Here is a 25,261-nt window from a genome sequence, read left to right as displayed (position 1 = left end):
GTGTATGGCTCCGATGTTTGAGGTAGCAAAGGCGCAGCACTGGCATATCAGAGCAAGTTACTGATAAATCAGTTTATCGATTGCTTGCTGCTCAAAGCAGGCGTTTTGCCGAAATACATCGTACTGAGCAAATTTCGCTTTCTCCAAAGCTTTCTCAAAGCTTCACCGAAGAACATGAGCCGATCATTTACAAGAGATCGACCACATGTTTCGCCTCATTTACCTCGCGCATCGCTTCATATGCGAAGGATCTTTAATTCGCGTTGTGTGCTCTCTGCTCTGCTTTACGTCGTTTGGGGCGGCACAAGCATGAGCTTCCCGACCTTGACAACGGCGGGCACCGCCAACCGAACCAAGACCCTGGCCCTGTCCGTCGTTAGTGTGGCAGTTCTGGCTGCCGCAGGGTACGGCTTGTGGGCTTGGACAACGCAGCAGACAACCGTAGCCGATAAAGACGCGAGCGAGGCTGCCGCCCAACTGAACGCTGGCGGCGTTCACCTCAACGCCGCTCAGCTTCGCGCGCAGGATGTGGAAACAGCACTCGTCAAGGATGCCGCAGTGATACCGCTGGATGGCTTACCCGCGCAGACGGTGGCACCACTCTCGGCCAGCGCGCAGGTCGTGGCGCCATATGGCGGTGTGGTGACGCGCGTTTTGGTCGACGAAGGCGCTGCGGTGCGTCAAGGACAAGCTCTGGCACGCATCCAGAGCAAGGACGTTCTGGCAGCACAAGCCGATCTGGCGCGTGCCCGCACCGAAGCGGCGGTGGCTACGGCGCAGGCCCGGCGCGATGCCACGCTCCTGGCCGAGGGCATTATCCCAGCCACGCGCAACGAGCAAACCCAAGCGCGCGCGGCGGCTGCGCAAAGTACGTTGCAAGAGGCCAATGGCGCCCTCGCACGGCTTCGACCCGTTAGCGGCGGGCAGGCCGGCGAGTATGAATTGCTGGCGCCTTTGTCCGGGCGGGTGATGCGCCGTCACCTGAGCCTCGGGCAGGCGGTCGCGCCGCTCGACATCGCCTTTACAGTGGCTCAGCCTGGCCCTCTGGATGTCAGCGTCGTGGTTCCGCTGCGCTGGCGCTCAGATCTCCACCCAGGCTTGGAAGTGCGTCTTCCCGATGGCACGATCGCTCGCGTGACGGCTGTTGGTGGCGACACTGACCTCAGTAGTCAGAGCCTGCGGGTACGTGCCCGCGTCGATGCAGATCAGGCAGGGGCAGACCGCTATGCGGCCGGGCAGCAGATCAGTGTCGCGCTGTTGCTGCCAGCACCGCAGGGCACCTTGAGCATGCCATCGTCCGCACTGCTGCCAGCGGGCAGCGCCCACGTGGTCTACGTTGCTGAGCCGTCATCGCAAGACAAGCAAGGCGACCTACGCGTCCGCGCTGTTCCGGTGCAACTGCTGGGGCAAGACGAATCAGAGGCGTCAAGCGCCGTGCGTGCAGTCTCGCCAGACACTGCGCCGCTTGCGGCAGGCATGCAGGTCGTCGTGCGCGGTACGGCACTGCTCAAATCCATGATTCCATTGCAATGAGGGGCGACCACGCATGTTGTCCCGTCTGATTGAATTTTCCCTGCGCCAACGTGCGCTGGTACTGCTTGGCGTGCTGGCTTTGGCGGGTGCGGGCCTGGCGGCCTTCCTGCAACTGCCGATCGACGCCTATCCAGATATTTCCCCCACGCAGGTCAAGCTGATTATCAAGGCCCCTGGCATGACGCCCGAGGAGGTGGAGTCGCGCGTGATCACGCCGCTGGAGATGGAGTTGCTCGGTGTGCCGCGGGGCGTGATGCTGCGCTCCACGGCCAAGTACGCCATAGCCGACATCACGCTGGACTTTGCCGAAGGCAGCGACATCTACTGGGCGCGTCAGCAGGTGGCTGAACGCTATGCCGGCGTTTCGGGCAGCCTCCCCGAAGGCGTCAGCGGCGGGCTGGCGCCGATTTCGACACCGCTGTCGGACGTGTTCATGTTCACCATCGAAGGCGGTGGCCTCACGTTGAGCGAGCGCCGCGCCCTACTGGACTGGACGCTGCGCCCGGCCCTGCGCACGCTGCCCGGTGTTGCTGATGTCAACGTGCTGGGTGGAGAAGCCAAGAGCTTTGCTGTGGTGCCGGATCGCGCACGGCTTTCCGCTGCGGGCCTCAGCTTCTCTGATGTCATCACGGCGATCGGCCGCAACAACCGCAATGACGGTGCGGGCCGCCTGGATGCAGGCGAAGACACGCTGATCGTGCGCGCCGAAGGCGCGATCCACACTTTGGACGATTTATCCCGTCTGATCCTGCGCGCGGGGGCCAATGGTACGGCCCCAGTTCGCCTGGGCGACGTGGCCCAGGTGCGCATCGAAGGCGTGACGCGATATGGCGCCGTCACCCGGGACGGCGCGGGCGAAGCGGTGGAAGGCATCGTGGTGGCGCTGCGCGGGGCCGATGCCTCGGCGCTGGTCAAAGCCATTCGAGCCCGGCTGGACGAGGTGACTCCCAGCCTGCCGCCCGGCGTCAAGGTGGTGCCGTTCTATGACCGCAGCACGCTGATCGAGCGCGCCGTGGGCACGGTGGAAAGCGCCTTGCTGGAAGCGACGGTACTGGTCGTTATCCTGCTGCTTCTGTTCCTCGGCGAGCTTCGCGCCGCGCTGGTTGTGGCGGTGATGGTGCCTTTGGCGGCACTGGGCACCTTCTTGCTGATGCGTCTGGTCGGCATGAGCGCCAACCTGATGAGCTTGGGGGGCCTCGCGATCGCCATCGGCATGCTGGTGGACGCTGCCGTAGTGGTGGTGGAAAACGCCGTCAGTCGGCTCGACCCGCACGCGCCCAGTGCGCACCAGCCGCGCCTGCACCGCATATTCGCCGCGGCGCGCGAGGTCGCCATGCCTGTGGCCTCGGGCATCCTCATCATCTGTCTGACCTTCATGCCCCTGCTCACTCTGCAAGGGTTGGAAGGCAAACTGTTTGTGCCGGTGGCGCTGACCATCGTATTCGCCCTGGGCGTCTCGCTGCTGCTGTCGCTCACGCTGGTGCCGGTGCTGGCCTCGCTGCTGCTCAAGGAACACGCTCACACCGAGCCGTGGGTGATGCGCTGGGCCACGCGCCTGTACCAACCGCTGCTGGAGGCTGCGCTTCACCACCCGCTACGCGCATCGGCGGTCGCCATCGCGGCCCTGGCATTGGGTGTGGTGGCCTACCTCGGCACGGGCAAGGCGTTCATGCCGACGATGGACGAGGGCGATATCCTGCTGCAACTGCAAAAGCCGCCGTCCATCGGGTTGCAGCGCTCGCTGGAGATTGACCTGGCAGTGCAGAAGGCCATCGGTGCGGCGGTGCCCGAGGTGCGGCACAGCATCGGGCGGGTGGGCTCCGACGAGCTGGGGCTCGACCCGATGGGCCTGAACGAAACCGACCTGTTCATGCAGCTCGCACCGCGCAAGGATTGGCATGCAGCCGACAAGGACGCGTTGAGTGCCGAGATACGCAAGGTGATGGATGCCTTCCCCGGCCTGGAATTCGGCTTTACCCAGCCCATCGAGATGCGCATCTCGGAAATGCTCACCGGCAGCCGGGGCGACGTGGCCGTCAAGCTATTCGGCCCTGATCTGCAAACGCTGGGCGATCTGGCGCAGCGCATGGCCGCTCGCATCGAGAAAGTGCCCGGTGCGCGCGACGTGCTCACCCAGGCCAGCGACAGCGTGGAATACCTGCAGGTGAAGGTGGATGCGCAGGCGGCGGGGCGCGCCGGACTGGCCGTGACGCAGGTTCAGGACGAGCTGCGCGCGCAGCTCGAAGGCGTGCCGGCCGGGCTGGTGATCGAGCCGGACAGGCGCACGCCCATCGTGGTGCGCGGGGATGCCCGGCTGCGCGGATCGGCCGAGCGGTTCAAGGACTTGCAGCTCGCCCGTGGCGATCAGGGCGAAATCCCCTTGACCTCGCTGGCGCGCATCGCCACCACTGATGGCCCCGTGCTGGTGCGGCGCGAGAACGGCTCGCGCTTCGCGCTGATCCAGTCCAGCGTGAGTGGGCGCGATCTGGTCGGCTTCGTGGATGAAGCGCGCGCCGCCGTGGTGCGCGACGTGCCGCTGCCGCCCGGCTACCGCGTCGAATGGGGTGGGCAGTTCGAGAACCAGCAACGCGCAGCGGCCCGCCTTGGCATGGTGGTGCCGGTGGCCCTGGGACTGATTTTCTTCGTGCTGTTCATGACCTTCGGCTCGGTGCGGCAGGCCGCGCTCATCCTCGGCAACGTGCCGTTTGCCATGGTCGGCGGCGTGGCGGCGCTGTGGCTGTCGGGGCAGTACCTGTCGGTGCCTGCTTCGGTCGGCTTCATCGCGCTGCTGGGCATCGCCGTGCTCAACGGATTGGTGCTGATGACGCACTTCAACCACCTGCACGCGCTAGGCCTGCCCATGGAACAGGTGGTGCGCGAAGGTTCGCTGCGACGGTTGCGCCCCGTGCTGATGACGGCTTCCATCACCGCCTTTGGCCTAGTGCCCCTGCTGCTGGCCAGTGGCCCTGGCTCTGAGATCCAGCGCCCACTCGCCATCGTGGTGATTGGCGGACTGGTCAGTTCCACTGCGCTGACCCTGGTCCTGCTGCCGGTGCTGTACCGGCGATTCGGCCAGGCCATCTCCTCACAACAAGGAGTCCACGCATGAACGGATTGAAAGAAGCGCAACTGGTGCGCCTGAATCTGGTGTTTCCACCCACGCTCGAAGACGCCGTCACCGATGCCCTGATGGCCGACCCGGTGCTGCCAGGGTTCACCCTGTTGCACGCCGAAGGGCATACCGGCGACTTCGCGCGCGCGTCCATTCGCGAGAAGGTTCGCGGCCGTGTGGATCGGCGCGTCATTTGGGTGTTGATCGAATATGAACAACTGGAACAGGTCCTGGCGCATCTGCGCCAGCGCATCGCGTCTAGCGATGTCCGCTGGTGGGTGGAGTCGGTGTTGGCAAGTGGAAGACTGGTATGACGAGTAAAAACAAAGGATGCAGCCTGGTACTACCGACTGGTGCCGTCATGGTGGCTATCGCGGCTTTGACATTTCATCCCGCGCAAGCGCGCGCCGATGATCTTTCGTGGCTGCCTGCGCAGGCGCAAGTCGAAGCGGCGATAAAAATCCAGCCGGTCGTGAATGCCGCAGCCGCTCGCTTGGACGCGGCGGCCGCCACGCAAAGCGCCCTTGAAGCCGGTAGCCACGAATTTGAACTCAGTAGTGGCCTACAACGTCGCAACGTGACCAACGAAGCGCGTCGCTACAACGAATGGGAAATCCAGCTCAGCCGTGCTGTTCGCTTGCCAAACAAGGCGCGTATAGATCGGGACATCGGCAGCCGCACCCGTAGGGTGGCCGATATGCGCCTTGAAGATGCCGAGCACCAAATGGCAAGGCGACTGTTGGAAGTCTGGGCCGGATGGCTGCGCAGTTTCGTCGTAGCCGACGAGATGCAAGCTCAGGAAAAGTTGCTTAGACGTGAGCAGGAAGCAATGGCCCGCCGCGTGGCCCTGGGCGATGCAGCGCAGCGGGACAGCGACGTTCTGCAAGCCGAACGCGCGATGCTTGCAGCCCAGGTTAGCGCTGCGCGCGACGCAGAACGGGCAGCACGACAAACGATGGTGATCGAGTTCCCGGGCATTGAGATTCCCGCGCGGCCATCCACGCTGCCAGATCCCGATCCTTTGCCGGGCGGGGTACAGGAGTGGCTGGCGCGAATTGTGCGACAAAGCGTCGAAATCGGCATTGCCGATGGAGAGGCAGCGCGCCTTGCCAAGGTGGCCGAGCGAGCTCGCGCCAACCGCACGCCCGACCCCACAGTCGGGGTACGGATGATGTCTGAACGCGGTGGGACGGAACGTGTCATTGGCGTTGTCCTGACGGTGCCATTTGGCACTGACTATCGCAGTGCAATGGCTGCCACGGAAAGCGCCAACGCAGCTGCCGCAGAGGCAGAGGCGCTCGGCGTGCGGCGCGCGGTGGAGCAAAGTGCGTGGGTAGCCGCGCAGGCAGCTGAAAGTAAGCGCACGCAGTGGCAGTCATTCGCGCAGGCGCTGGCCGCGCAGACCACGGCCAGCAACCGCACGCGGCGAGCTTGGGAACTGGGAGAGGCCCCCTTGGCCGAATACCTCTTGACGTTGCGAAACCTGCGCCAGACACGCCTCGGTGAGGCACAGGCTCGCATCGATGCGCTGCAAGCGTCAGCACTGGTGCGTATCGATGCGCATGCGCTGTGGCATTCGAAGGAGGCACATGCCGATGCCCCTCAATGAATCCCGACTACTGGGCAACGCCCCACTATCCAACGCACCATTCGCACCTCGATTCTTAATCACTCATTTAGCGCTACCAGCGGGTGCGGCGCTGATCATCAGCAGTCTATTGATGGATGGCGGTGGGGACTTCTGGGTCGCCGATCATCTCTATCGCTTGCAGGGCAGCCGATGGGCTTTGCGGGATGCCTGGCTAACCAGCAACCTGCTGCATCGTGGTGGGAAGAATCTTTCCACCTTCCTGGCAATTGCGGTTGCAGCAACGTGCATCTGGGCTTGGAGAAAAAAACGTAGCAACAAATGCTCGGCATACCTACGCTGGCCGCTACTGTATCTTTTTTGTGCGTACTTGATCGGGGCACTGACGGTTTCGGCGCTGAAATCGTTCACTAACATGGATTGCCCCTGGAACTTGGTGCGCTATGGCGGAGCGCGAGTGTTTGTGGGCCTGTTTGAAACACGCCCGCCCGGTATGCCGCGCGGTGTGTGCTTTCCCGCAGGGCATGCAAGTGCCGGATATGCATGGGTCAGCCTATATTTCTTTACCTTGATGGTTCGTCCTGCCTGGCGTTGGATGGCCTTGGCTGCAAGTTTGATGATAGGTGCCATCTTTGGATGGACCCAGCAGGTGCGCGGAGCCCACTTCCTTTCCCATGACTTGTGGACGCTCCTGATTTGTTGGGTCGTTGCCTTGGGTCTTTTCATGGTCTGGCAACGCTGGTTTGTTGATGGCTCAGGCGATGTCTATTCATCGGGGTTCCAAGCATGAGAACTTTCAAACAGGCTCTCGGTCTGATGCCGCGATTCAGAACTGCAAACCTCAAGGACCTAAGCCATTGGCGACCACAATGCAGCGTCGAGTGGCTGATCTTGATGACCAGTATTTTCTTTGCACTAGCCTGCAATGGTCTATTTTGGAGTAGCGCCTTAGGCGTCCAGTCCAGCTTACGCATGGGTACATCCGTACTGCTGTTTCTGGTGGGAATTCACAGTCTGCTGTTGAGTTTGGTTGTGTGGCGCTGGAATGCCAAGGTTTTACTTGCGGTGCTTTTTGTTGCCTCTGCCCTCGCAACACATTACATGCGCAGCTTTCATATCTACCTCGATTCGAGCATGTTGCGCAATGTTCTAGCCACAGACTTCAAGGAAAGTCGCGAGCTACTGACGCCTGCATTGATTGCTCCACTAAGCCTACTGGCAGTAGTTCCGATTATTTTTCTTTGGCGAATCCGATTGCTCGGGCGTACTTGGCTGAAAGCAACCGTGTGGCGTATGGGATTGATGCTGTTTTCGACACTGATGATTTCGGGCGGTGTCATGCTGTCATTTCAGGACATGTCCGCACTGATGAGAAATCATCGCGAAGTGCGATACTTGATTACACCGGGAAACTATCTGGTGGGTTTGCCGAAGGCACTGACAGGTTCCTCTATCACGCAGTCCGCCGAAAAAATACCCATTGGAGCTGATGCCGTTGCAACAGTCAGGCCCGAAGGCAGTCGGCCACGTTTATTAGTCTTTGTCGTAGGCGAGACGGCTCGCGCCCAAAACTGGGGATTGAACGGCTATGCACGGGCGGTCTCAAATCTGAAGTGCAACACCGCTGGTTGATATTCAATGAATGGTAGCGGAGCTTTTCTCGGCGATAGCCGCCATGAATCGCTGAAAAGCCTGGTAGGGAGAATCCCAGCCGAGAGTCTGACGAGGACGGTTGTTCATCAGATCGGCCATGGAGTCCAGCGCATCCTGGTCATGCATGCTCAGGTCTGTGCCCTTGGGCATGAACTGGCGCAGCAGCCCATTCGTGTTCTCACAACTGCCTTTTTGCCAAGGGCTGTGCGGATCACAAAAGTACACCCGCATGCCAAGGGCTTGGGCGAGTTCCTTGTGCCGGGCCATCTCCTTGCCCTGGTCGTAGGTGAGCGTCTGGCGCATCGGCTGTGCGATCTGGCGCAGCTTGTTGGTGAACGCGGCCAGCGCACTGTCTGCGGATGCGTCAGGCATCTTGCACAGCAGCACCAAGCGCGTTGAGCGCTCTACCAGCACACCCACCGCCGATTGGTTGCCAGCACCCTTGATCAGATCCCCCTCCCAATGCCCCGGGATCACGCGATCATTGACCTCGGGTGGGCGAACATGGATAGAGACCATGTCTGGAATCTGACCACGCCGATCAGAGCCTGCTGAACGCGGGCGGCGTGTACTCTTGCCTTGGCGCAGCAGTGCGATGAGCTGGCGGCGCAACTCACCGCGTGGGTATGCATAGATGGCGGTGTAGATGCTCTCGTGCGAGGCATGCATGGTTGGGTCCTGGGGATACATGCGCTGGAGTGTGCGTGCAATCTGCTGGGGCGACCACAGCCAGCACAGCATGGTGGTCACAAGAGTCCACAACGCCCCGCAGCTGTGCAGCTTGGGGTATGGCTTGGCCTGAATGCGCCGCAGCTGGCACAGACGCTGCGCAGGCGCGCTGGCGTAACCGCCGTGGCAGGCGTTGCGCCGCAACTCACGGCTGATGGTGCTGGGGCTGCGGCCTTGAAGGCGGGCTATGGCCCTGATGCTCCAGCCCTGCTGGCGCAGCGATGCCAGCGTCACTCTGTCTTCTGGCTGCAAGTGCTCGTATCTCGTTCCCATTTGCGTACATTACCCTTGGTGAGGGTGTTGCACTTCAGATTTGAGACCGCCCATTCAGTCAAGGGTAATAGATTTCATCCTGACATTTTTACCTTTGGAGGCATCTTGCAAGGTCAACGTATCGGCTACGTCCGCGTCAGCAGCTTCGACCAGAATCCTGATCGACAACTGGAACAAATAGAAGTCGGCAAGGTATTCACCGATAAGGCTTCAGGCAAGGACACACAACGTCCCGAACTTGAAAGGCTGCTGGCCTTCGTCCGCGAGGGCGACACCGTGGTGGTGCATAGCATGGACAGGTTGGCACGCAACCTTGATGACCTGCGCCGCATCGTCCAAGGGCTGACACAACGGGGCGTGCGCATGGAGTTCGTCAAAGAAGGGCTGACGTTCACCGGCGAGGACTCACCGATGGCCAATCTGCGCATTCCACTGATGGCGGACAGTGATTCCATTCCCATCGCGGACAGCGTTCCAGGCGATGGCGGACACGTTGCGCGGGTGTCCTGAGTGACGCTCAAATCGTAGCCGAAGTGTCCGCCATCAGCGTGGAATGGCGGTCGGCGCGGCCGGCTCAGACGGCCTTGGTGAGCTTGCGCATCGACTCGCCCTTGAGGGCTATCTTGTGCGAGCCGTGCACGATGCGGTCCAGGATGGCGTCGGCCAGCGTGGGCTCGTCCAGCCAGGCGTGCCAGGCCGTCACCGGCAACTGGCTGGTGATGAGCGTCGAGCGCGTGCCCACCCGGTCGTCCAGCAATTCCAGCAGGTCGTTTCGCTCGTGCGCGGCAATCGGCGCGATGCCGAAGTCGTCCAGGATGAGCAGGTCCAGCCGCGCCAGTTGCGCCAGCCGTTTGCCCAGGCTGCCATCGCCGTGGGCCACGTGCAGCTCCTGCAGCAGCCGTGGCGCGCGGGTGTAGAGCACCGAGAAGCCCAGGCGCGCGGCCTGCTGCCCCAGTGCGCAGGCGAGCCACGTCTTGCCGCACCCGGTGGCGCCGGTGAGCAGCACGTTGTGGCCATGGCGCAGCCAGTCCCCGCCGGCCAGGCTGGTGATGACCTCTCGGCTCAGGCCCCGGCTGGCGCGCCAGTCGATGTCCTCCAGGCAGGCACTGGAGACCTTCAGGCGGGCCGCCTTCAACAGGCGCTCCAGGCGCTTGCTGTCACGCCAGTCCACCTCGCGCTGCACCAGCAGCGCCAGGCGTTGTTCAAAGGGCAGCTCGCTGGCCGTGATGTGGGTGGCCGCGTCGCTGAGGGCGGCCACCATGCCGTCCAGGCGCAGGGCGCGCAGTTGGTTCAAGGTCTGTTCGTTGAGCATGGTTCTTCCTTGTTAGGTTTGCTTGCACGTTGGAGTTCAGTGGTAGTAGCCCGGCCCGCGCACGTTCTCGTGCAGCGGCAGGCTCGCCTGTGCGGCCATCGGCGCATCCAGCGGCCGCTGGTCCAGGCCGCAGCCCAGGATGGAGGCGATGCTCTTGTAGGACGGTGAGCGAATCGACTGCGCCCGCGCACAGGCGGCCTCCAGCCGGTCAGCCCCGTACTCACGGCCCAGGCGCATGAGGCCCAGACAGGAGCGGTAACCCTGCTCGGGATGCTGGCGGTGCTCCATCTGCCAGCGCACCACGGCGGCGGTGGCCGCGCCCACGCGCTCACCCCAGGCGATGAGCTTGGCCGGCGTCCACTGCAGGTGCGCCCGGTGCGAGGCCGGCATGTGCTCGGGCGTGGTGGTGTGTGCACCCCGTCGGGGATTGAGGGCGTGGGCGGCCACGCGTTTGCTGCCGTGCAGGACTTCGAGCGTGCCGGCCGTGATGCGCAACTCCACCGGCTCACCCACCAGGGCGTGGGGCACCGAGTAGTAGTGGCCATCGAGCTCAACGTGGTAATCGATGTTGACGCGGGCGGGTTTGAAGCGCGCGATGGGCATGCGCACCGGCGGCAGGGGGCGCAGGGCTGGCCGGTCGAGTTCGGCGAAGGCGCTAGTGCGGTTGCCCGGCAGCTTCTTGAACGCGCGCTGGTTCAAGTCCACCAGCAAGGCGGCAATCGCCCGGTTGAGCTCGGCCAGGCTGAAGAAGGTCTGGTGGCGCAGCCTGGCCAGAATCCAGCGCTCGACCACCTGCACAGCGACCTCCACCTTGGGTTTGTCGCGTGGCTTGGCCGGGCGCGCGGGCATCACGGCCAGGCTGTAGTGCGCACAGAGCTCTTCGAGCAGGCGGTGCGCGGTGGGCTCGTAACGGTCGGGTCGGGCCATGAGGGCGCGCGGCTGGTCAGGCACCAGCAGGCGGGGCACGCCGCCGATGAACTCCAGCGCGCTAATGATGCTGGCCACCCAGTCGGTGGTCTTCTGGCTGGCGGTGGCGCAGGCGTAGGTGTAGTTCGATGCGCCCAGCACGGCCACGAAGACCTGGGCCTGGCGTATCTCGCCAGTGTCGGCATCCACCACGGGAACGGTCTGGCCGGCGTAGTCCACAAAGAGCTTGTCACCGCCCGTGTGGGTCTGGCGCATGGAGCGCTGCAGGCGCCGGGCCCAGGCCTTGTACTTCTCGCAGAAGGCGCTGTACTTGTACGCCTGCCCGCTGTGCTGTTGCTGGTATTCCTCCCAAAGCAACTGCAGCGTCACGCCAGGTCGGCGCAGTTCGCGGTGGATGTGGGCGTGGTCGGGTTCAAGGTGCCGGGACTCGCGCGCCACGGGTGGCTTGTAGAGCCGGGCCTGGAGTTCGTCGTCGTTCAGGCTCTGGGCCAGTGCCCAGTCCACGCCGGCCACGCGCGCGTAGCTGGCTATCTCGCTGACAGTGGATTTGGAGATGCCGAGGGCGGCACCGATTTGACGGGTGCTCAAGGCCCCGCGGTGCAGCAGTTGCAGTGTGTGTCGTAGTTTGCTCATGGTGACCCTGGGTGTGGGCATCGCTGGTTCCGGTCAAAAAACCGGGCAGCGTATGCCGCGTTCGGGTCACTCAGAACACCCCGCAGGTGTCCGCCATCAGTTTGGAATGCTGTCCGCCTTCAGCGTGGAACACTGTCCGCCATCACGCTGGAACACTGTCCGCCATCAGCATGGAATCGTGTCCGCCATCGCGTGGAATACGCAGCCAATCTGATGCTGTCGGTCATGGGAGCCTTTGCTGAGTTCGAGCGCGCCCTGATCCGCGAACGTCAGCGCGAGGGAATCGTGCTGGCCAAGCAGCGCGGTGCCTACCGGGGACGAAAGAAATCGCTGAACAGCGAACAAATTGCCGAGTTGAAACGGCGAGTTGCGGCAGGCGACCAAAAAACCTTGGTGGCCCGTGACTTCGGCATCAGCCGCGAAACCTTGTACCAGTACCTGCGGGAAGACTGACCATGCCACGCCGCTCAATCCTGTCCGCCACCGAGCGCGAAAGTCTGCTGGCACTGCCAGATGCCAAAGACGAACTGATACGGCACTACACGTTCAACGAAACCGACCTGTCGGTGATCCGTCAGCGTCGCGGCGCCGCGAATCGATTGGGCTTCGCCGTGCAGCTTTGCTACTTGCGATTCCCTGGCATCTTCTTGGGCGTCGATGAACCTCCATTTCCGCCCCTGCTGCGCATGGTGGCCGCACAACTCAAGGTGCCGGTGGAAAGCTGGAACGATTACGGCCAGCGCGAGCAGACACGGCGGGAGCACTTGGTCGAGCTGCAAACGGTGTTTGGATTCAAGCCCTTCACCATGAGTCACTACCGGCAAGCCGTGCATACACTGACCGAACTGGCCTTGCAAACAGACAAAGGCATTGTGCTGGCCAGCACCCTTGTTGAAAACCTGCGGCGGCAGAGCATCATCCTACCCGCCATGAATGCCATCGAGCGCGCAAGCGCCGAGGCCATTACCCGTGCCAACCGGAGCATCCATGCGGCATTGGCCGATTCCTTGATACCTGTCCATCGCCAGCGCCTGGACGAACTGCTCAAGCGCAAGGATGGTAGCAAAATGACGTGGCTAGCGTGGCTGCGCCAATCGCCCGCCAAGCCGAACTCGCGCCACATGCTTGAACACATCGAACGCCTCAAAGCCTGGCAGGCGCTTGACCTACCTGCTGGCATCGAACGGCAGGTACACCAAAACCGCTTGCTCAAGATCGCCCGCGAGGGCGGCCAGATGACGCCCGCCGACCTGGCCAAGTTCGAGTCGCAGCGGCGTTACGCCACCTTGGTAGCACTGGCCATCGAGGGCATGGCCACCGTCACTGATGAAATCATCGACCTTCACGACCGCATCATCGGCAAGCTGTTCAATGCGGCCAAGAACAAGCATCAACAGCAGTTCCAGGCTTCCGGCAAGGCGATCAACGACAAGGTGCGGATGTATGGGCGCATCGGTCAGGCGCTGATTGAAGCCAAACAAAGCGGCGGCGATCCGTTCGCCGCCATCGAAGCGGTCATGCCGTGGGACACCTTCGCCGCCAACGTCACCGAGGCGCAAACGCTGGCGCGGCCTGCCGATTTTGATTTCCTGCACCATATCGGCGAGAGTTACGCCACGCTGCGCCGCTATGCGCCGCAGTTCCTGGACGTGCTCAAACTGCGCGCCGCGCCCACCGCCAAGGGTGTGCTCGATGCCATCGACGTGCTGCGCGGCATGAACAGCGACAGCGCGCGCAAGGTGCCCGCCGATGCGCCAACCGCATTCATCAAGCCGCGCTGGGCAAAGCTGGTTCTGACCGACGAGGGTATTGACCGGCGTTACTACGAGTTATGCGCCCTGTCGGAGCTGAAGAACGCACTGCGCTCTGGTGATGTTTGGGTGCAGGGTTCGCGCCAGTTCAAGGACTTCGACGAATACCTGGTGCCGATCGAGAAGTTCGCCACCCTGAAGCTGGCCAGCGAATTGCCACTGGCCGTGGCCACCGACTGCGACCAATATCTGCATGACCGACTGGAATTATTGGAGGCGCAACTCGCCACAGTCAACCGCATGGCGGCGACCAACGACTTACCGGATGCCATCATCACCACTGCATCGGGCCTGAAGATCACGCCGCTGGACGCAGCGGTGCCAGACGCCGCGCAAGCCTTGATTGACCAGTCGGCGATGTTGCTGCCGCACCTCAAGATCACCGAGTTGCTGATGGAGGTCGATGAATGGACGGGCTTCACGCGCCACTTCACACACCTGAAGACCGGCGACACGGCCAAGGACAAAACCTTGCTGATGACGACGATTCTGGCTGATGGTATCAATCTTGGGCTCACCAAGATGGCCGAGTCCTGCCCTGGCACCACCTACGCCAAGCTGTCTTGGCTGCAAGCCTGGCACGTTCGCGACGAAACCTATTCGACGGCGCTGGCCGAGCTGGTGAACGCACAGTTTCGACAACCCTTCGCCGGAAACTGGGGCGACGGCACCACGTCATCGTCGGACGGCCAGAACTTCCGAACCGGCAGCAAGGCAGAGAGCACCGGGCATATCAATCCGAAGTATGGAAGTAGCCCTGGGCGGACGTTCTATACCCATATCTCCGACCAATACGCGCCCTTCAGCGCCAAGGTGGTCAACGTCGGCTTGCGCGACTCGACCTATGTGCTCGATGGCCTGCTGTACCACGAGTCTGACTTGCGTATCGAGGAACACTACACCGACACGGCGGGCTTCACCGATCATGTGTTCGGCCTGATGCACTTTCTGGGATTCCGGTTCGCGCCGCGCATCCGCGACCTGGGCGACACCAAGCTGTTCATTCCCAAGGGCGATACTGCCTACGATGCACTCAAGCCGATGATTAGCAGCGACAGGCTGAACATCAAGGCTATTCGCGCTCATTGGGATGAAATCCTACGGCTGGCCACTTCGATCAAGCAGGGCACGGTGACGGCCTCGCTGATGCTGCGCAAGCTCGGCAGCTATCCGCGCCAAAACGGCTTGGCCGTCGCCCTGCGCGAGCTGGGGCGCATCGAGCGCACGCTGTTCATTCTGGATTGGCTGCAAAGCGTGGAGCTGCGCCGCCGCGTCCATGCGGGGCTGAATAAGGGCGAGGCGCGCAACGCGCTGGCCAGGGCGGTCTTCTTCTACCGATTGGGTGAAATCCGCGACCGCAGTTTTGAGCAGCAGCGCTACCGGGCCAGCGGCCTCAATCTGGTGACGGCGGCCATCGTGTTGTGGAACACGGTCTATCTGGAGCGTGCCACCAGTGCTTTGCGTGCCCACGGCAAGGCGCTGGACGACACGTTGCTGCAATATCTGTCACCGCTGGGGTGGGAGCATATCAACCTGACCGGCGATTACCTATGGCGCAGCAGTGCCAAGGTCGGTGCGGGGAAGTTCAGGCCATTGCGACCGCTGCCACCGGCTTAGCGTGCTTTATTTTCCGTTTTCTGAGACGACCCCTCCATCAACGGTGGGACTTGGGCGTCGGAGAACCCGACCACTGAGACAGTGGCGAGGGCCCACCCTCGTGGGTTTGCGAGTTGCTGAATGGCACCGTCATAGGCCCCAAGCTTGGTGAAGGCAAGAGCCTTGGTGGAATCACGGCTGGACGTCCAGGCAGTACGCAAGCACTTGCTTGCAATCCACGCGGTATAGCCAGACGCGAACAGCTTTAGGCCAAATTGCCCGCCAGCAGGAATCTCATAGGCAACCGCGACTAGCACGGAGCTGGTAGTGACGACGATGGAGAAGCCAAGACTGGTGCCGAGCGTGTAGCCAAGCGCTCCCCTAACTCCGTACGTCGCTCCAAGATACAAGCTGTACAGGGAGCTTGTCGATGGTCCAACGGTATTGGCTACGACGAAGAGTAAGAGTGGATCCAACGGAGTCACTTCCCACAGGCGCAGCCATCTAGGCCTGTTTGACTGACAGCATGGCTGCTAACGATAGGCTTGGCATGAATGATCCACTCGGGCCCTGTCGCCAAGTTCGTGAATCTTTAGGCCAGGCCTCTTCTCACCTCTTTTGCCAAGTCGAAAATCGTTGCTATCAGCGGAGCGTTCTGTCGTTCGCGACGACAGATGAAGTCGACGTGGGTGGCCATTGCTGTATCCAGAATCTTCAGCTTCACAAGACGCGGATCTGGAACATAGGCTGTCTCGGCAACGACGCCTAGTCCTATTCCTTGTGCGACTGCCTCGCGGACAGCCTCCCGGCTTCCCATCTCCAGCGCAACCTGGATGTTGATATTGCGGGCAATTAGCTCGCTCTCGAAGACTCTTCTTGTCGTTGAACCTTCCTCACGTATGACGAAGCGCTGGCTCTGAAGGTCCTTGAGCACTATCTCACCGCACCGGGCTAGGGCGTGCTCTCGGTTCGCAAAGACCACCAGGCGCTGTGACCTGTATGGCATGCAATGGAGTTCGGGGTGCTCGGCGTGATTGAGGACCACGCCGACATCACCCTGGTAGTCGAGGAGCTTTTCCGTGATTGAGCGGGAGTCGCCTACACGGACAGAGACCTCGACCTGGGGATGGCGGCTCCCGAAGGCCTTCAGAACAGGGACTACGTTGTACGGGCCGATCGCGTGAATCACAAGACGCCCGACGAATCGGTTTTTGGCTGCTGCCAAAAGGGCGTGCGCATCTTCCTCGCCGCTGAATGCCCGCCGCGTGTAGTCCAGCAGAGTCCTGCCAAAGGTAGTCAGCTCAAGCCGGCGGCCTTGACGAAGAAAAAGCTCCACGCCGTACTCATTCTCCAGGCGCTGAATATGCGCTGAGATGGTGGGCTGCTGTAGATCAAGCAGCTTCGCAGCAGCAGTCATGCTTCCGGCCCTTGCCGTCGCATCAAAGGCTTTCAAAGCCGCAAGTAGCGTGAGTCCAGACATAGGTGTTATCTATAGATACCCCTATTTTTCGGGGTGCAAGTTTCATATTGATGACACGTTCCACGAACAAACTGCACGCATGCCTAGCCGTATCGAACTTCTTTCTGCGGCAAATGTGCGTCATAAGCGCTCTCGCGCTGCTCGCAGGCAGAAACTTGCAAAGGTAACAACATGAAGTTGGAGAAGGACCGAGACGTTCTGAGTCTCAAGGGAGTTTCCGTCCGCTACGTTGACTCGACCGTGGCCTTGCACCCGACGAGTCTGGATGTGAAGCAGGGAGAGTTTTTGGTGCTTCTGGGCGCCTCGGGCGCAGGGAAGTCCACCTTGTTACGAAGCATCAATGGACTGGTGCTGCCCACAAAAGGCGAGGTATCGATACCTGGCCTGGCAGGTGGGGTAGTCAACGCAAAGACGCTGAGAGAGCACCGCAAGCGCTGTGGGATGGTTTTCCAGCAGCATCATCTGATTGGACGTCAGTCGGTCCTCAGGAATGTTCTGATGGGAAAGCTCGGTGACAGGGGTGCATTCGCTTCGCTATGGCCGTGGAGCAAGAAGGACAAGCTGGAGGCGCTCACAGTGATTGAGCGTGTCGGGCTGCTCGAAAAGGCGCTCTCCCGGGCTGATGCCTTGTCTGGGGGGCAGCAGCAGCGCGTAGGCATAGCTAGGGCGCTAATACAGAAGCCACGAATCCTGCTGGCCGATGAGCCTGTTGCCAGCCTGGACCCGGCAACCGCACATAGCGTGCTCACCTTGTTGCATGAGATCTGCAAAAAGGACCACCTCACCGCAATCGTGAGTCTTCACCAGGTGGAGCTCGCGCGCTCGTTTGCAGACCGAATCATTGGGCTCCGCCAGGGAGCTGTTGTATTCGAGGGTAGGGCAGAGCAGCTGAGTCCTGATGTTGCGCGGAACCTCTATGCAAAGCAGTCCAACGCTTCCAACACGAGTGCGTCCACTGATAGCCCCCGAACTCTTCAATCCAGTCAAACCAAGGAGCTCTTGCCATGCTGAATCGCCGTAACTTCTCTCTTGTTGTCAGCGCAGCTTCTTTTGCTGCACTCCTTCCTCTGTGGGCTCATGCGCAGGGAAAGGATCCATCAAAGCTTCGTGTCGCCCTTCTTCCAGATGAGAACGCTGCCAGCATCATCCAGAACGCGCAGCCTCTTAAGCGCTATCTTGAACAGCAGCTCAAGAAGGATGTTGAGATTGTGGTGACTACCGATTACTCCTCGATGATCGAGGCAATGCGGTTCGGTCGGATTGAGGTAGCGTACTTTGGACCGTTTTCGTACGTTTTGGCCAAATCTAAGGCGTCCGGGATTGAGCCCTTTGCGGTGGGCGTTGAACGTGGGTCGCCCACATACCAGTCGGTCCTCATCGCAACGGCCGGAGGGCCGGTGAAAACGCTTGAAGACGTGCGCGGCAAGCCCTTCGGATTTGGCGACCAGGCGTCCACATCAAGCCACCTTGCACCACGTGCACACCTGCTCAAGAAGTACAAGCTTGATGGTGAGAAGGACTATCGGCCAGTTCACCTTGGGGCACATGACGCGGTCGCACGTGCGGTGCAGTCGGGTCAGATTCCAGCCGGGGCTCTGTCCAAGCCGATTCTGGACAACCTCATCGCTCGAGGAAGCATTGATGCCACGAAGATTGTTCAGCTTGACCTTTCTGCTCCCATTCCAAACTATCCGGTCGTCATGCAGGGGGACCTCAAGCCTGAGCTCAAAGCTGCCATCCGCTCTGCCTTTCTGGACATGAAGGATGCTGAGGTGCTCAAGGCGTTTCGTGTCCAGGCGTTTGCCGCCACTGATGACGCTGCATATGACGTCCTTAGGGATACCGCAACCATCCTGAAGCTTGATTTGGGCCGTATGCAATGACCTCGGCTGCATTCGAGAACATCATCAGTCGCGACAAGCGGGAGCAGTTCATTGGACTGCGCAATACAGCGTTCGTCCTTCTGGTTTGCCTTGTAGCCCTGTACGTCACGGGGTTCTTCGATGCACAGCGGTTCATCGAAGGCGCCCCGGCTGTCAAGCAGCTCTCATCTGAGATGGTCCCTCCCAACTTCGACCGCTGGGAGCACTGGGTCATCCCGCTGAGGGACACCTTGGCGATGTCGATTGCCGGCACAGCACTGACTATCGTGCTTTCACTTCCGCTGGCGCTCCTGGCGGCTCCAAACACCACCCCCAATCCTTTGGTGGGAAGAGTGGCCAGAGTCATCCTGGCGGCATTCCGGTCCGTGCCAGAAATCATTCTTGGCATTCTGTTCGTGGCAGCCGTAGGGTTTGGTGCTCTACCTGGGGTGCTCGCACTAGCGTTGCATTCCACGGGAATGGTCGCAAAGTTTTACGCGGAAGCCATTGAGCACGTGGATCCGAAGCCACTTGAAGCAGCTGCTGCGGTAGGCGCAAGCCGCTTTCAGGTCATCTCGCATGCCGTTATCCCCCAAGTCCTTCCACAGTTGGCAGACATAACCATCTATCGCTGGGAGTACCACTTCAGGGCCTCCGCAGTACTTGGCATTGTCGGTGCAGGTGGCATCGGCTTCGAGCTGATGGCAGCACTTCGCCTTGTCAAGTATGACGAGGTCTCAGCCATCCTTCTGTCGATTCTTGCCTGTGTCCTCGTGGTTGACAGCATTGGATCGATGCTGCGAAAGCGTCTCAAGTAAATCGAAAAATGAATCATCGGAAAATCGTCGTAACGCAGCCAGTTCATGAAGAGGTTCTAAGGAAGCTCCAGGCTGAGGGTGAGGTCATCATGAATCCAGGGCCTGACCCCTGGAGCCCCAGCCAGCTCAGGGAGTACCTCGTGGATGCTGATGCCATGATGGCCTTCATGACAGACAGTGTGACCAAAGAGTCGCTGCTGAACGCTCCCAGGCTCAAGACCATCTCCTGTGCACTCAAGGGGTACGACAACTTCGACCTGAGGGCTTGCGCACAAGCCGGGGTGAGCGTCACCTTTGTTCCTGACCTCCTCACAGAGCCCACAGCCGAGCTGGCCATCGGATTGGCTATTGCTGCTGGCAGGAACGTGCTTCAGGGTGACGCCGCTACAAGAGCAGGCTACTCTGGGTGGAGGCCAGCTCTATACGGAACCGGGCTTCATGGGTCGGTGGCCAGCGTGATCGGTCTCGGAAAAGTTGGGCAGGCCATATTGGCGCGACTCGCGGGCTTTGGCTGCGCGCGGCTGCTTGGTGTAGACCCAAGTGTGCGTCTAGATCAGGTCGAACTGGTCACGCTTGATGAGGCTGTCAGCACATCGGACTATGTGTTCCTGGCAGTGCCTCTTGTTAGCGATACGCGCCACCTGGTTGACTCCAGGATGCTTCAACTATCGAAAAAGGGCCAGATCCTTGTAAACGTGGGTAGGGGGTCTGTGGTCGACGAAAGGGCGGTTGTCGATGCCTTGGCGAATGAGCAACTTGGCGCGTACGCCGCTGACGTCTATGAGATGGAAGATTGGCTACTTCCAGACAGACCTCGCGAAATTCATCCGGGATTGACCAACAACGCCAGAACAGTACTCACTCCCCACATCGGCTCGGCTGTGAGACGCGTACGGTTCGAAATTGAAATGCGGGCTGCTGAGAACCTAGTCCGCTCACTCAGGGGCGAGAGTTTGAGTGATGTTGCTGTCGAGGCCAGCGCGGCAGCATAGGTATGGTTGCTCGGCGGTTTGCACGCCAGCTGAAATGGGCGCGGCTTCAGAGCCTATGTCCTATGGCTGGGTGCAACCTGCCCGTGTGATGCCATCCTGCTCGCCAAGGGGAAATGACTTGAGTCATCATCGAAGTGGTTTAGCGATGATGTTCTCTGCACGGCGCAGCTCATGGGGTAAGCCCAAATGGGCGCATGGCAAACACCAGATACTTCGAGGGGTCAGGCTACAACACTGATCGTTCTTGGCCTCTGATAGTGGTTTCAACCCAGGACGTTTCAGCTGAGGTCATTACATTCGGCTCGTAGTAGAGGTGACGCTGCTTTGCGAGTTCTTGGACTGCACGGCTGAACCCTAGGTCTAATACAACCGCACTGCGCAGAGTGTTGAGATGCACCGCCGAAAGTGTCTCCCTCGCCCCTTTAGGGTCTGCCTTAGAGTTCACGCAGACGACGAGGTGCGTTGTCGCCGATAGACTGCTTTGATGCATCTCAATGAATCTAGGCCTTAAATTCTTGGAGGTAAGTACCTTTACTACAACATTGTCCCGTTTTCGGTCGTGGAGTGCGCGGGCTACGACACCTTGCGCGTACCCAGCAAGCAGGAGTGTTTGTTTGTCATTGCTGGCAAGGCTGATCAGCACTCTTTCCAGTCTCTCGAGTGTGACAGAACGTACAGCCTCGGGAGTTGATTGGGCACCGAGCAGAACTGCATCGCTACTCTGACCCTTGTCCCGGGCCGAAGTCGCAGTAGGGAGTAACGCCGTCAATTCAGACACATCTGGGAGGTTTGTGGACACACCTCTAGAGTCAGGCGTCATTACAGCTCTCTCAAAGTCGAGCTGGTCAAAATCAGGTACCCACTCCATGACCGCCTGCCAAATGGCTTCCTTGTTCGGGAAGTGCCGAAACAGCGCACCCTGGGTCAAGTTCATGTGTTTAGCGATAGCTGCAGTGGTTATCTCGCTTGGGTTTTGTGAACCGGCAAGCGCCACGACGGACTCGACAGTTACGGCACGACGTTCATCGGCCGGCAGATGCTTTGGATGGGTGTCCACGAGCACTCCTTGTAAGATAGTAATTGATTACTATCTTACCACAAGAGGCAACTCAAACAAGAGAAAACCCGACGTACTCGTCAATATCTAGCGTCTGCAATGGGCTTAACGTGCTTTATTTTCCGTTTTCTGAGACGTCCCCTACGTTACCGTCCTCGTGCGCTCGCAACCGGACAGCATCAAGATGGAAAGCGCGACCACGGCACCGGCAGTCGATAGAGCCCGGCGCCGTGACAGACTGTGCATGGGAGGCGTTGTCAATGCTTGTTCCCTTTCTCATGAGGGGGGTGGTTTCCTGTGCCGTCCATGCGCACCATGCCATCGAAGGTGGAAAACAGCGCTCTGCGTTGCGGCGCAACCGCAGCATCCGCTTTAGCTACCTCCTGGGCCATCCGGCGGGCCGCCGCGGGTGGCATCCCAGTCAGTTCCAGCGTCCTGGCTTGCGTGAGTCCATCTCCCGCACAGGCAGCCACTTGCCATCGTCCATCGGAGTTCTTCGTCAACAGGGCACGTCCACCTCGGCCGTCCTGCGTCCAGCCGGCCACGGCATGGCCGGCCAGCACCGTGATGGGCCCGACATCAAGTCGCGCTTGGGGCTTGTCCCAGATGCCCATCATCACCTGACGGATGCCGGCCTGATCGGCACTCTCCGCCGCCTGGACGCAAAGCGGAAGGGTGAACGCAGCCGAGACACTGCCGACGAGCATGCATTGCAGAAACAGTCTTTTCATCACTTGCTCCTATTCACATGAACGGGCTCAGAAGCTTGCGGTGAGCCCGACCTGTGCCGATCGGCCAGGCATCGGATAGCCGGGGCGATAGGCATAGTCGCGGTCGAAGATGTTCTCCAACGCGACGAAAACCTCTCCCTTGCTTCCCAGCGCAGGCATGGGGTACGACACCCGGACGTTGGCCACAGTGAAAGCACTTACACGCTCGGTGTTAATAGCCCCCGCGTAAGCGTCAGCTCAGCACCCTCTTGACGAGGTCCTTATGGGATAGTCAGACGTCCAGGATGTGTCGCAGCAAGCCGAAGCCTACGCGCCACTGCGTGCCATCACCGGGGTCGATGGTTGCAGTGCGGCTGTTGATGCGCACGATGGTGCCCACCACGGTCTGCAGGTACTTGTCCTCAAAGGCGACCTTCTCGCCGCAGCGAAAGTCGTTGCGCGTCGGTCGGGGGGCGGCCGGCGGCTCTGGCGCCACAGCTTGAGGGCGTGTTGCAGGATCGGGCAAGGGCGGTTCGATCGCGGCGTAAGGCAACTTCCACTCTTTGCGCTCGCGCAGGTCTTGCAACGTGACCTGCGTGTCACGCATGGCCACCACCTTGCCTTCTCGCAGACTGCCATCGCGCCAGTCCACAAAGCGCACGGTTTGACCCAGGTTCATGTCCTTGCGCACGGCAATGATGCGGCGTGGGTCGGCCAGCAGCCGCTCGATCAGCGTGCTGAGCTGGAACAGCTCCAGGCTGCTTGCGTTCTGCAGGGCGTCCAGCACCCGCGGGTCAATGCCAGACACGCTCATGCCGCCTTGCGTTGTTGATCCGCCTGACGGGACTGCCGCATCAGGTTCCAGGGCAGCAACTCATCAATGCGGTTGATGGGGTGGTCGGCTATGCGGCCGAGCACCTCCCGCAAGTAGGCCTCGGGGTCAATCCCGTTGAGTTTGGCGGTTTGCACCAGGCTGTAGATCGCCGCCGCTTGCTCGCCGCCGGCATCCGATCCCATGAACAGGTAGTTGCCCCGTCCCAAAGCCACCCCGCGCAATGCCCGCTCTGCTGCGTTGTTGTCCATCTCGATGCGCCCATCTTGGCAATACCGCGTCAGAGCCTGCCAGCGTGTCAGGCTATAGCCAATGGCTTTGGCCAACTCCGATTTGGCCGACACCCGACCAACCAACTGGCTCAACCAGACGTGCATCTCCTGCAGCAGCGGCCCGGCACGCGCCTGGCGTTGGGCCTGTCGAATGTCGGGAGGCTTTCCCCGAATGTCACGCTCGATGGCATACAGATCGGCAATGCGTCTGAGCGCCTGTGCTGCGATAGACGTCTCGTCTTTGCCGCTGCTCAGGTACAGGTCCCACCACGGTCGGCGCGCGTGCGCCCAGCATGCTGCCTCGGTGATCTGTCCTGAGGCGTACAGCTTGCCCCAGCCGCCATAGGCATCCGCCTGGAGAATGCCGCGATATTTCTTCAAGTGGCGCTCTGGATGCTCGCCTTTGCGATCTGGGGTGTACTGGTACCAGGCCGACGGTGGCGCACTTGAGCCGATCGGACGGTCATCTCTGACGTACACCCACAAGCGCCCCGTCTTGGTCTTGCCGCGCCCGGGCTGCAGCACCGGCACGGGGGTGTCGTCGGCATGAATCTTGGCAGCCGCCAGGGTGTAGCGCCCCAGTGCGGCCACCAGGGGATCAAGCAATTGACCGGCCTGGTCAACCCAGCCGGCCAGCGTTGAGCGGTCCAGCTCAACACCGCTGCGGGCGTAAATGCCGCTTTGGCGGTAGAGAGGCAAATGGTCACAGTACTTGGACACCAGCACATGGGCCAGCAGGCCGGCACCGGCCAGTCCGCGCGCTATGGGGCGGCTGGGTGCGCTGGCCTGGAAGATGGCATGGCACGCCACGCAGGCCAGCTTGGGACGCACATGCCGGATCACCTTGAAGTGGGCAGGCACGTACTCCAGTTGTTCGGAGACATCCTGTCCTATCTTACGCAGTCGAGCGCCACAAGCGGTGCACCCGCAGGACTGGCCATTTGTGTCCTGGTGCGTGTCGCTGATCTCGGGCAGGTGCTCCCGAACATCGCGCGGCAGGTGCGCGGGCAGACTGCGGTCGATCTGCGGGTCATTGGCGGGGGCCGGTGCAGATGCGGCCTTGGCTCGAGTGACCATCGCGGTCTCGCCACCATCGATCAAAGGCATCTGCGCCGACCACTGTTCGCTGGAGGTACCGAATTCGGAGCGAACCCGGCGCAGCAGTTGCAATTTGAGTTTGTCGACCATCAACTTGAGCAGGGCCACCTCGCTGTCGCGCGCCGCGATGATGCGCAGCAATTCGTCGATGTTCTGGGGCGGTTGATGGGGCGTCGGCACGGTTTTGAGTATGCCCAACTCTGCTGTCTCACCTCATCGGGAATGACCCGCAACTGCCAAGCTTTACGCCGCCAGATCGGGACGGTGCGTGCGCGCCGGCATGCGCCAGTCGATGCCTTCAAGCAGCATCGAGAGTTGGGCTGAGGTCAGAGACACGCCGCCGGATGCAGCTTGCGGCCAGACAAAGCGGCCGCGTTCGAGCCGCTTGCTCAGCAGCAGCAAACCTTGGCCATCAAACCACAGCACTTTGAGGATGTCGCCGCGCCGGCCGCGAAAGACAAAGACGTGGCCACTGAACGGGTTCTCGCTCAAAGCTCCTTGGACCATTGCCGCCAAACCGTCGAAGCCTTTGCGCATGTCGGTGTGGCCGGCCACGATCCACACCCGCGTGTTCGCTGGCAAACCGATCATGCGCGCACCACGGCCAGCACCGCCTTGAGTTGCTCGGTATCCACTGGGCCGCGCAGACGGATGACAGTGCCGCCCACCTCAATCTCCATCACCCCCTTGGGTTGGGTTGGCTGACGAGCGTTTGTGGTGGCCACCACCTCAGCTGGCCGAGCGTCTGCGACGACCGTGACCGGCAACAACGTATGAGGTGAGGACTGCCAGTGCTCGAGTTTCATCCAGCTGCGAAGCTGGTTGGCGTTGACACCGTGGCGAAGTGCCAGGCCGGCAACCGAAACCTCTGGCTTGAGCGCTTGCTCCACCAGCCAGGCCTTGAAGGCCGAGACGTAGATGCGCTTGCCGTTGCGCATGACTCGCTCCACCGTCGGGCCGTTCCACTCTGGGG

At 61.1% G+C, this 25,261-nt stretch carries 21 protein-coding genes and 3 pseudogenes; 13 read left to right on the top strand and 11 right to left on the bottom strand.

The window, feature by feature from the left end; genetic code table 11:
• Positions 1 to 84 precede the first annotated feature (84 nt).
• The 6 genes from MRB47_RS12885 (at position 85) to MRB47_RS12860 (ending at position 7,865) form a co-directional block, all read left to right on the top strand.
• Positions 85 to 1,533, top strand: coding sequence for an efflux RND transporter periplasmic adaptor subunit (locus MRB47_RS12885; RefSeq protein ID WP_252100901.1), 1,449 nt, complete (start codon positions 85 to 87; stop codon positions 1,531 to 1,533).
• A 13-nt stretch (positions 1,534 to 1,546) separates the two neighbouring features.
• Entirely contained in the window at positions 1,547 to 4,642 is a 3,096-nt protein-coding gene (locus MRB47_RS12880) for an efflux RND transporter permease subunit (protein ID WP_035884267.1), read from the top strand.
• On the top strand, positions 4,639 to 4,959 hold the full coding sequence (locus MRB47_RS12875) for a DUF3240 family protein (RefSeq protein WP_003056157.1): 321 nt from the start codon (positions 4,639 to 4,641) through the stop codon (positions 4,957 to 4,959). Before MRB47_RS12880 ends, MRB47_RS12875 begins: the two co-directional genes overlap by 4 nt.
• Positions 4,956 to 6,254, top strand: coding sequence for a TolC family protein (locus MRB47_RS12870; RefSeq protein WP_230590195.1), 1,299 nt, complete (start codon positions 4,956 to 4,958; stop codon positions 6,252 to 6,254). Before MRB47_RS12875 ends, MRB47_RS12870 begins: the two co-directional genes overlap by 4 nt.
• The gene (locus tag MRB47_RS12865) at positions 6,235 to 7,023 is read left to right on the top strand and encodes a phosphatase PAP2 family protein (RefSeq protein ID WP_227472611.1); all 789 of its coding nucleotides are present in this window, start codon (positions 6,235 to 6,237) and stop codon (positions 7,021 to 7,023) included. Before MRB47_RS12870 ends, MRB47_RS12865 begins: the two co-directional genes overlap by 20 nt.
• A 182-nt stretch (positions 7,024 to 7,205) precedes the next feature.
• Positions 7,206 to 7,865: a phosphoethanolamine transferase domain-containing protein gene (locus MRB47_RS12860; RefSeq protein ID WP_252100900.1), complete on the top strand. Its 660-nt coding sequence runs from the start codon at positions 7,206 to 7,208 to the stop codon at positions 7,863 to 7,865.
• A gap of 3 nt (positions 7,866 to 7,868) precedes the next feature.
• Here MRB47_RS12860 and MRB47_RS12855 read toward each other — a convergent pair whose 3' ends face one another.
• Positions 7,869 to 8,888 (bottom strand): IS30 family transposase, encoded by a 1,020-nt coding sequence (locus MRB47_RS12855; protein ID WP_252100635.1) that lies wholly within the window; start codon positions 8,886 to 8,888, stop codon positions 7,869 to 7,871.
• Between the two features lie 105 nt (positions 8,889 to 8,993).
• On the opposite strand from MRB47_RS12855, the pseudogene MRB47_RS12850 reads away from it, so the two are divergent.
• Positions 8,994 to 9,326: pseudogene (locus MRB47_RS12850) on the top strand (recombinase family protein); the annotation flags it as partial.
• 136 nt (positions 9,327 to 9,462) lie between these two features.
• Here MRB47_RS12850 and istB read toward each other — a convergent pair.
• A complete protein-coding gene (gene istB / locus MRB47_RS12845; protein ID WP_011805003.1) occupies positions 9,463 to 10,200 on the bottom strand; it encodes an IS21-like element helper ATPase IstB in 738 nt (245 codons plus the stop codon).
• 36 nt (positions 10,201 to 10,236) lie between these two features.
• Positions 10,237 to 11,781, bottom strand: a complete 1,545-nt coding sequence (gene istA / locus MRB47_RS12840) for an IS21 family transposase (protein WP_252100662.1) — start codon at positions 11,779 to 11,781, stop codon at positions 10,237 to 10,239.
• A 183-nt stretch (positions 11,782 to 11,964) separates the two neighbouring features.
• Between istA and MRB47_RS12835 the strand changes: the two are divergent.
• Together MRB47_RS12835 and MRB47_RS12830 are read left to right on the top strand one after the other, a co-directional pair.
• A pseudogene (locus tag MRB47_RS12835) lies at positions 11,965 to 12,213 on the top strand (recombinase family protein); the annotation flags it as partial.
• A gap of 2 nt (positions 12,214 to 12,215) precedes the next feature.
• A complete protein-coding gene (locus tag MRB47_RS12830) occupies positions 12,216 to 15,188 on the top strand; it encodes a Tn3 family transposase (protein WP_003056098.1) in 2,973 nt (990 codons plus the stop codon).
• Positions 15,189 to 15,759: 571 nt separating this feature from the next.
• Here MRB47_RS12830 and MRB47_RS12825 read toward each other — a convergent pair.
• Positions 15,760 to 16,647 carry a LysR substrate-binding domain-containing protein gene (locus MRB47_RS12825; protein WP_027011074.1) on the bottom strand — a complete coding sequence of 296 codons (888 nt, stop codon included), beginning with the start codon at positions 16,645 to 16,647 and terminating at the stop codon, positions 15,760 to 15,762.
• A 171-nt stretch (positions 16,648 to 16,818) separates the two neighbouring features.
• Here MRB47_RS12825 and phnC point away from each other — a divergent pair, with 171 nt between their 5' ends.
• Genes phnC through MRB47_RS12805 form a run of 4 tightly spaced genes read left to right on the top strand, consistent with a single transcriptional unit; the run spans position 16,819 to position 20,319 of the window.
• Entirely contained in the window at positions 16,819 to 17,658 is an 840-nt protein-coding gene (phnC, locus tag MRB47_RS12820) for a phosphonate ABC transporter ATP-binding protein (RefSeq protein ID WP_003056095.1), read from the top strand.
• A complete protein-coding gene (gene phnD / locus MRB47_RS12815) occupies positions 17,652 to 18,530 on the top strand; it encodes a phosphate/phosphite/phosphonate ABC transporter substrate-binding protein (RefSeq protein ID WP_003056094.1) in 879 nt (292 codons plus the stop codon). The genes phnC and phnD overlap by 7 nt, the downstream gene beginning before the upstream one ends.
• Positions 18,527 to 19,327 carry a phosphonate ABC transporter, permease protein PhnE gene (gene phnE, locus MRB47_RS12810; RefSeq protein ID WP_003056093.1) on the top strand — a complete coding sequence of 267 codons (801 nt, stop codon included), beginning with the start codon at positions 18,527 to 18,529 and terminating at the stop codon, positions 19,325 to 19,327. Before phnD ends, phnE begins: the two co-directional genes overlap by 4 nt.
• 8 nt (positions 19,328 to 19,335) lie before the next feature.
• A complete protein-coding gene (locus tag MRB47_RS12805; RefSeq protein WP_011517523.1) occupies positions 19,336 to 20,319 on the top strand; it encodes an NAD(P)-dependent oxidoreductase in 984 nt (327 codons plus the stop codon).
• Between the two features lie 850 nt (positions 20,320 to 21,169).
• On the opposite strand, the pseudogene MRB47_RS12800 reads toward MRB47_RS12805, so the two are convergent.
• From MRB47_RS12800 to tnpA, 7 genes and pseudogenes are all read right to left on the bottom strand, one after another.
• Positions 21,170 to 21,376: pseudogene (locus tag MRB47_RS12800) on the bottom strand (TetR/AcrR family transcriptional regulator); the annotation flags it as partial.
• 257 nt (positions 21,377 to 21,633) lie between these two features.
• On the bottom strand, positions 21,634 to 22,107 hold the full coding sequence (locus MRB47_RS12795; protein ID WP_252100899.1) for a copper uptake system-associated protein: 474 nt from the start codon (positions 22,105 to 22,107) through the stop codon (positions 21,634 to 21,636).
• A gap of 27 nt (positions 22,108 to 22,134) precedes the next feature.
• Positions 22,135 to 22,266, bottom strand: a complete 132-nt coding sequence (locus tag MRB47_RS12790) for a hypothetical protein (RefSeq protein WP_411275694.1) — start codon at positions 22,264 to 22,266, stop codon at positions 22,135 to 22,137.
• Positions 22,267 to 22,378: 112 nt separating this feature from the next.
• Positions 22,379 to 22,900, bottom strand: coding sequence for a hypothetical protein (locus MRB47_RS12785; RefSeq protein WP_008903585.1), 522 nt, complete (start codon positions 22,898 to 22,900; stop codon positions 22,379 to 22,381).
• Positions 22,897 to 24,468 (bottom strand): IS66 family transposase, encoded by a 1,572-nt coding sequence (gene tnpC, locus MRB47_RS12780; RefSeq protein ID WP_034693102.1) that lies wholly within the window; start codon positions 24,466 to 24,468, stop codon positions 22,897 to 22,899. The genes MRB47_RS12785 and tnpC overlap by 4 nt, the downstream gene beginning before the upstream one ends.
• A 63-nt stretch (positions 24,469 to 24,531) precedes the next feature.
• Positions 24,532 to 24,879, bottom strand: a complete 348-nt coding sequence (gene tnpB / locus MRB47_RS12775; protein ID WP_008903583.1) for an IS66 family insertion sequence element accessory protein TnpB — start codon at positions 24,877 to 24,879, stop codon at positions 24,532 to 24,534.
• On the bottom strand, positions 24,876 to 25,226 hold the full coding sequence (tnpA, locus tag MRB47_RS12770; RefSeq protein WP_008903582.1) for an IS66-like element accessory protein TnpA: 351 nt from the start codon (positions 25,224 to 25,226) through the stop codon (positions 24,876 to 24,878). Before tnpA ends, tnpB begins: the two co-directional genes overlap by 4 nt.
• Between the last annotated feature and the right edge of the window lie 35 nt (positions 25,227 to 25,261).

It is taken from the genome of Diaphorobacter sp. LI3, assembly GCF_022807955.1.
GTDB classification, from domain to species: Bacteria; Pseudomonadota; Gammaproteobacteria; order Burkholderiales; family Burkholderiaceae_C; genus Diaphorobacter; species Diaphorobacter nitroreducens.
Note: the sequence above shows the minus strand (reverse complement) of the source record. Positions and strands in the feature narration are given on the sequence as shown.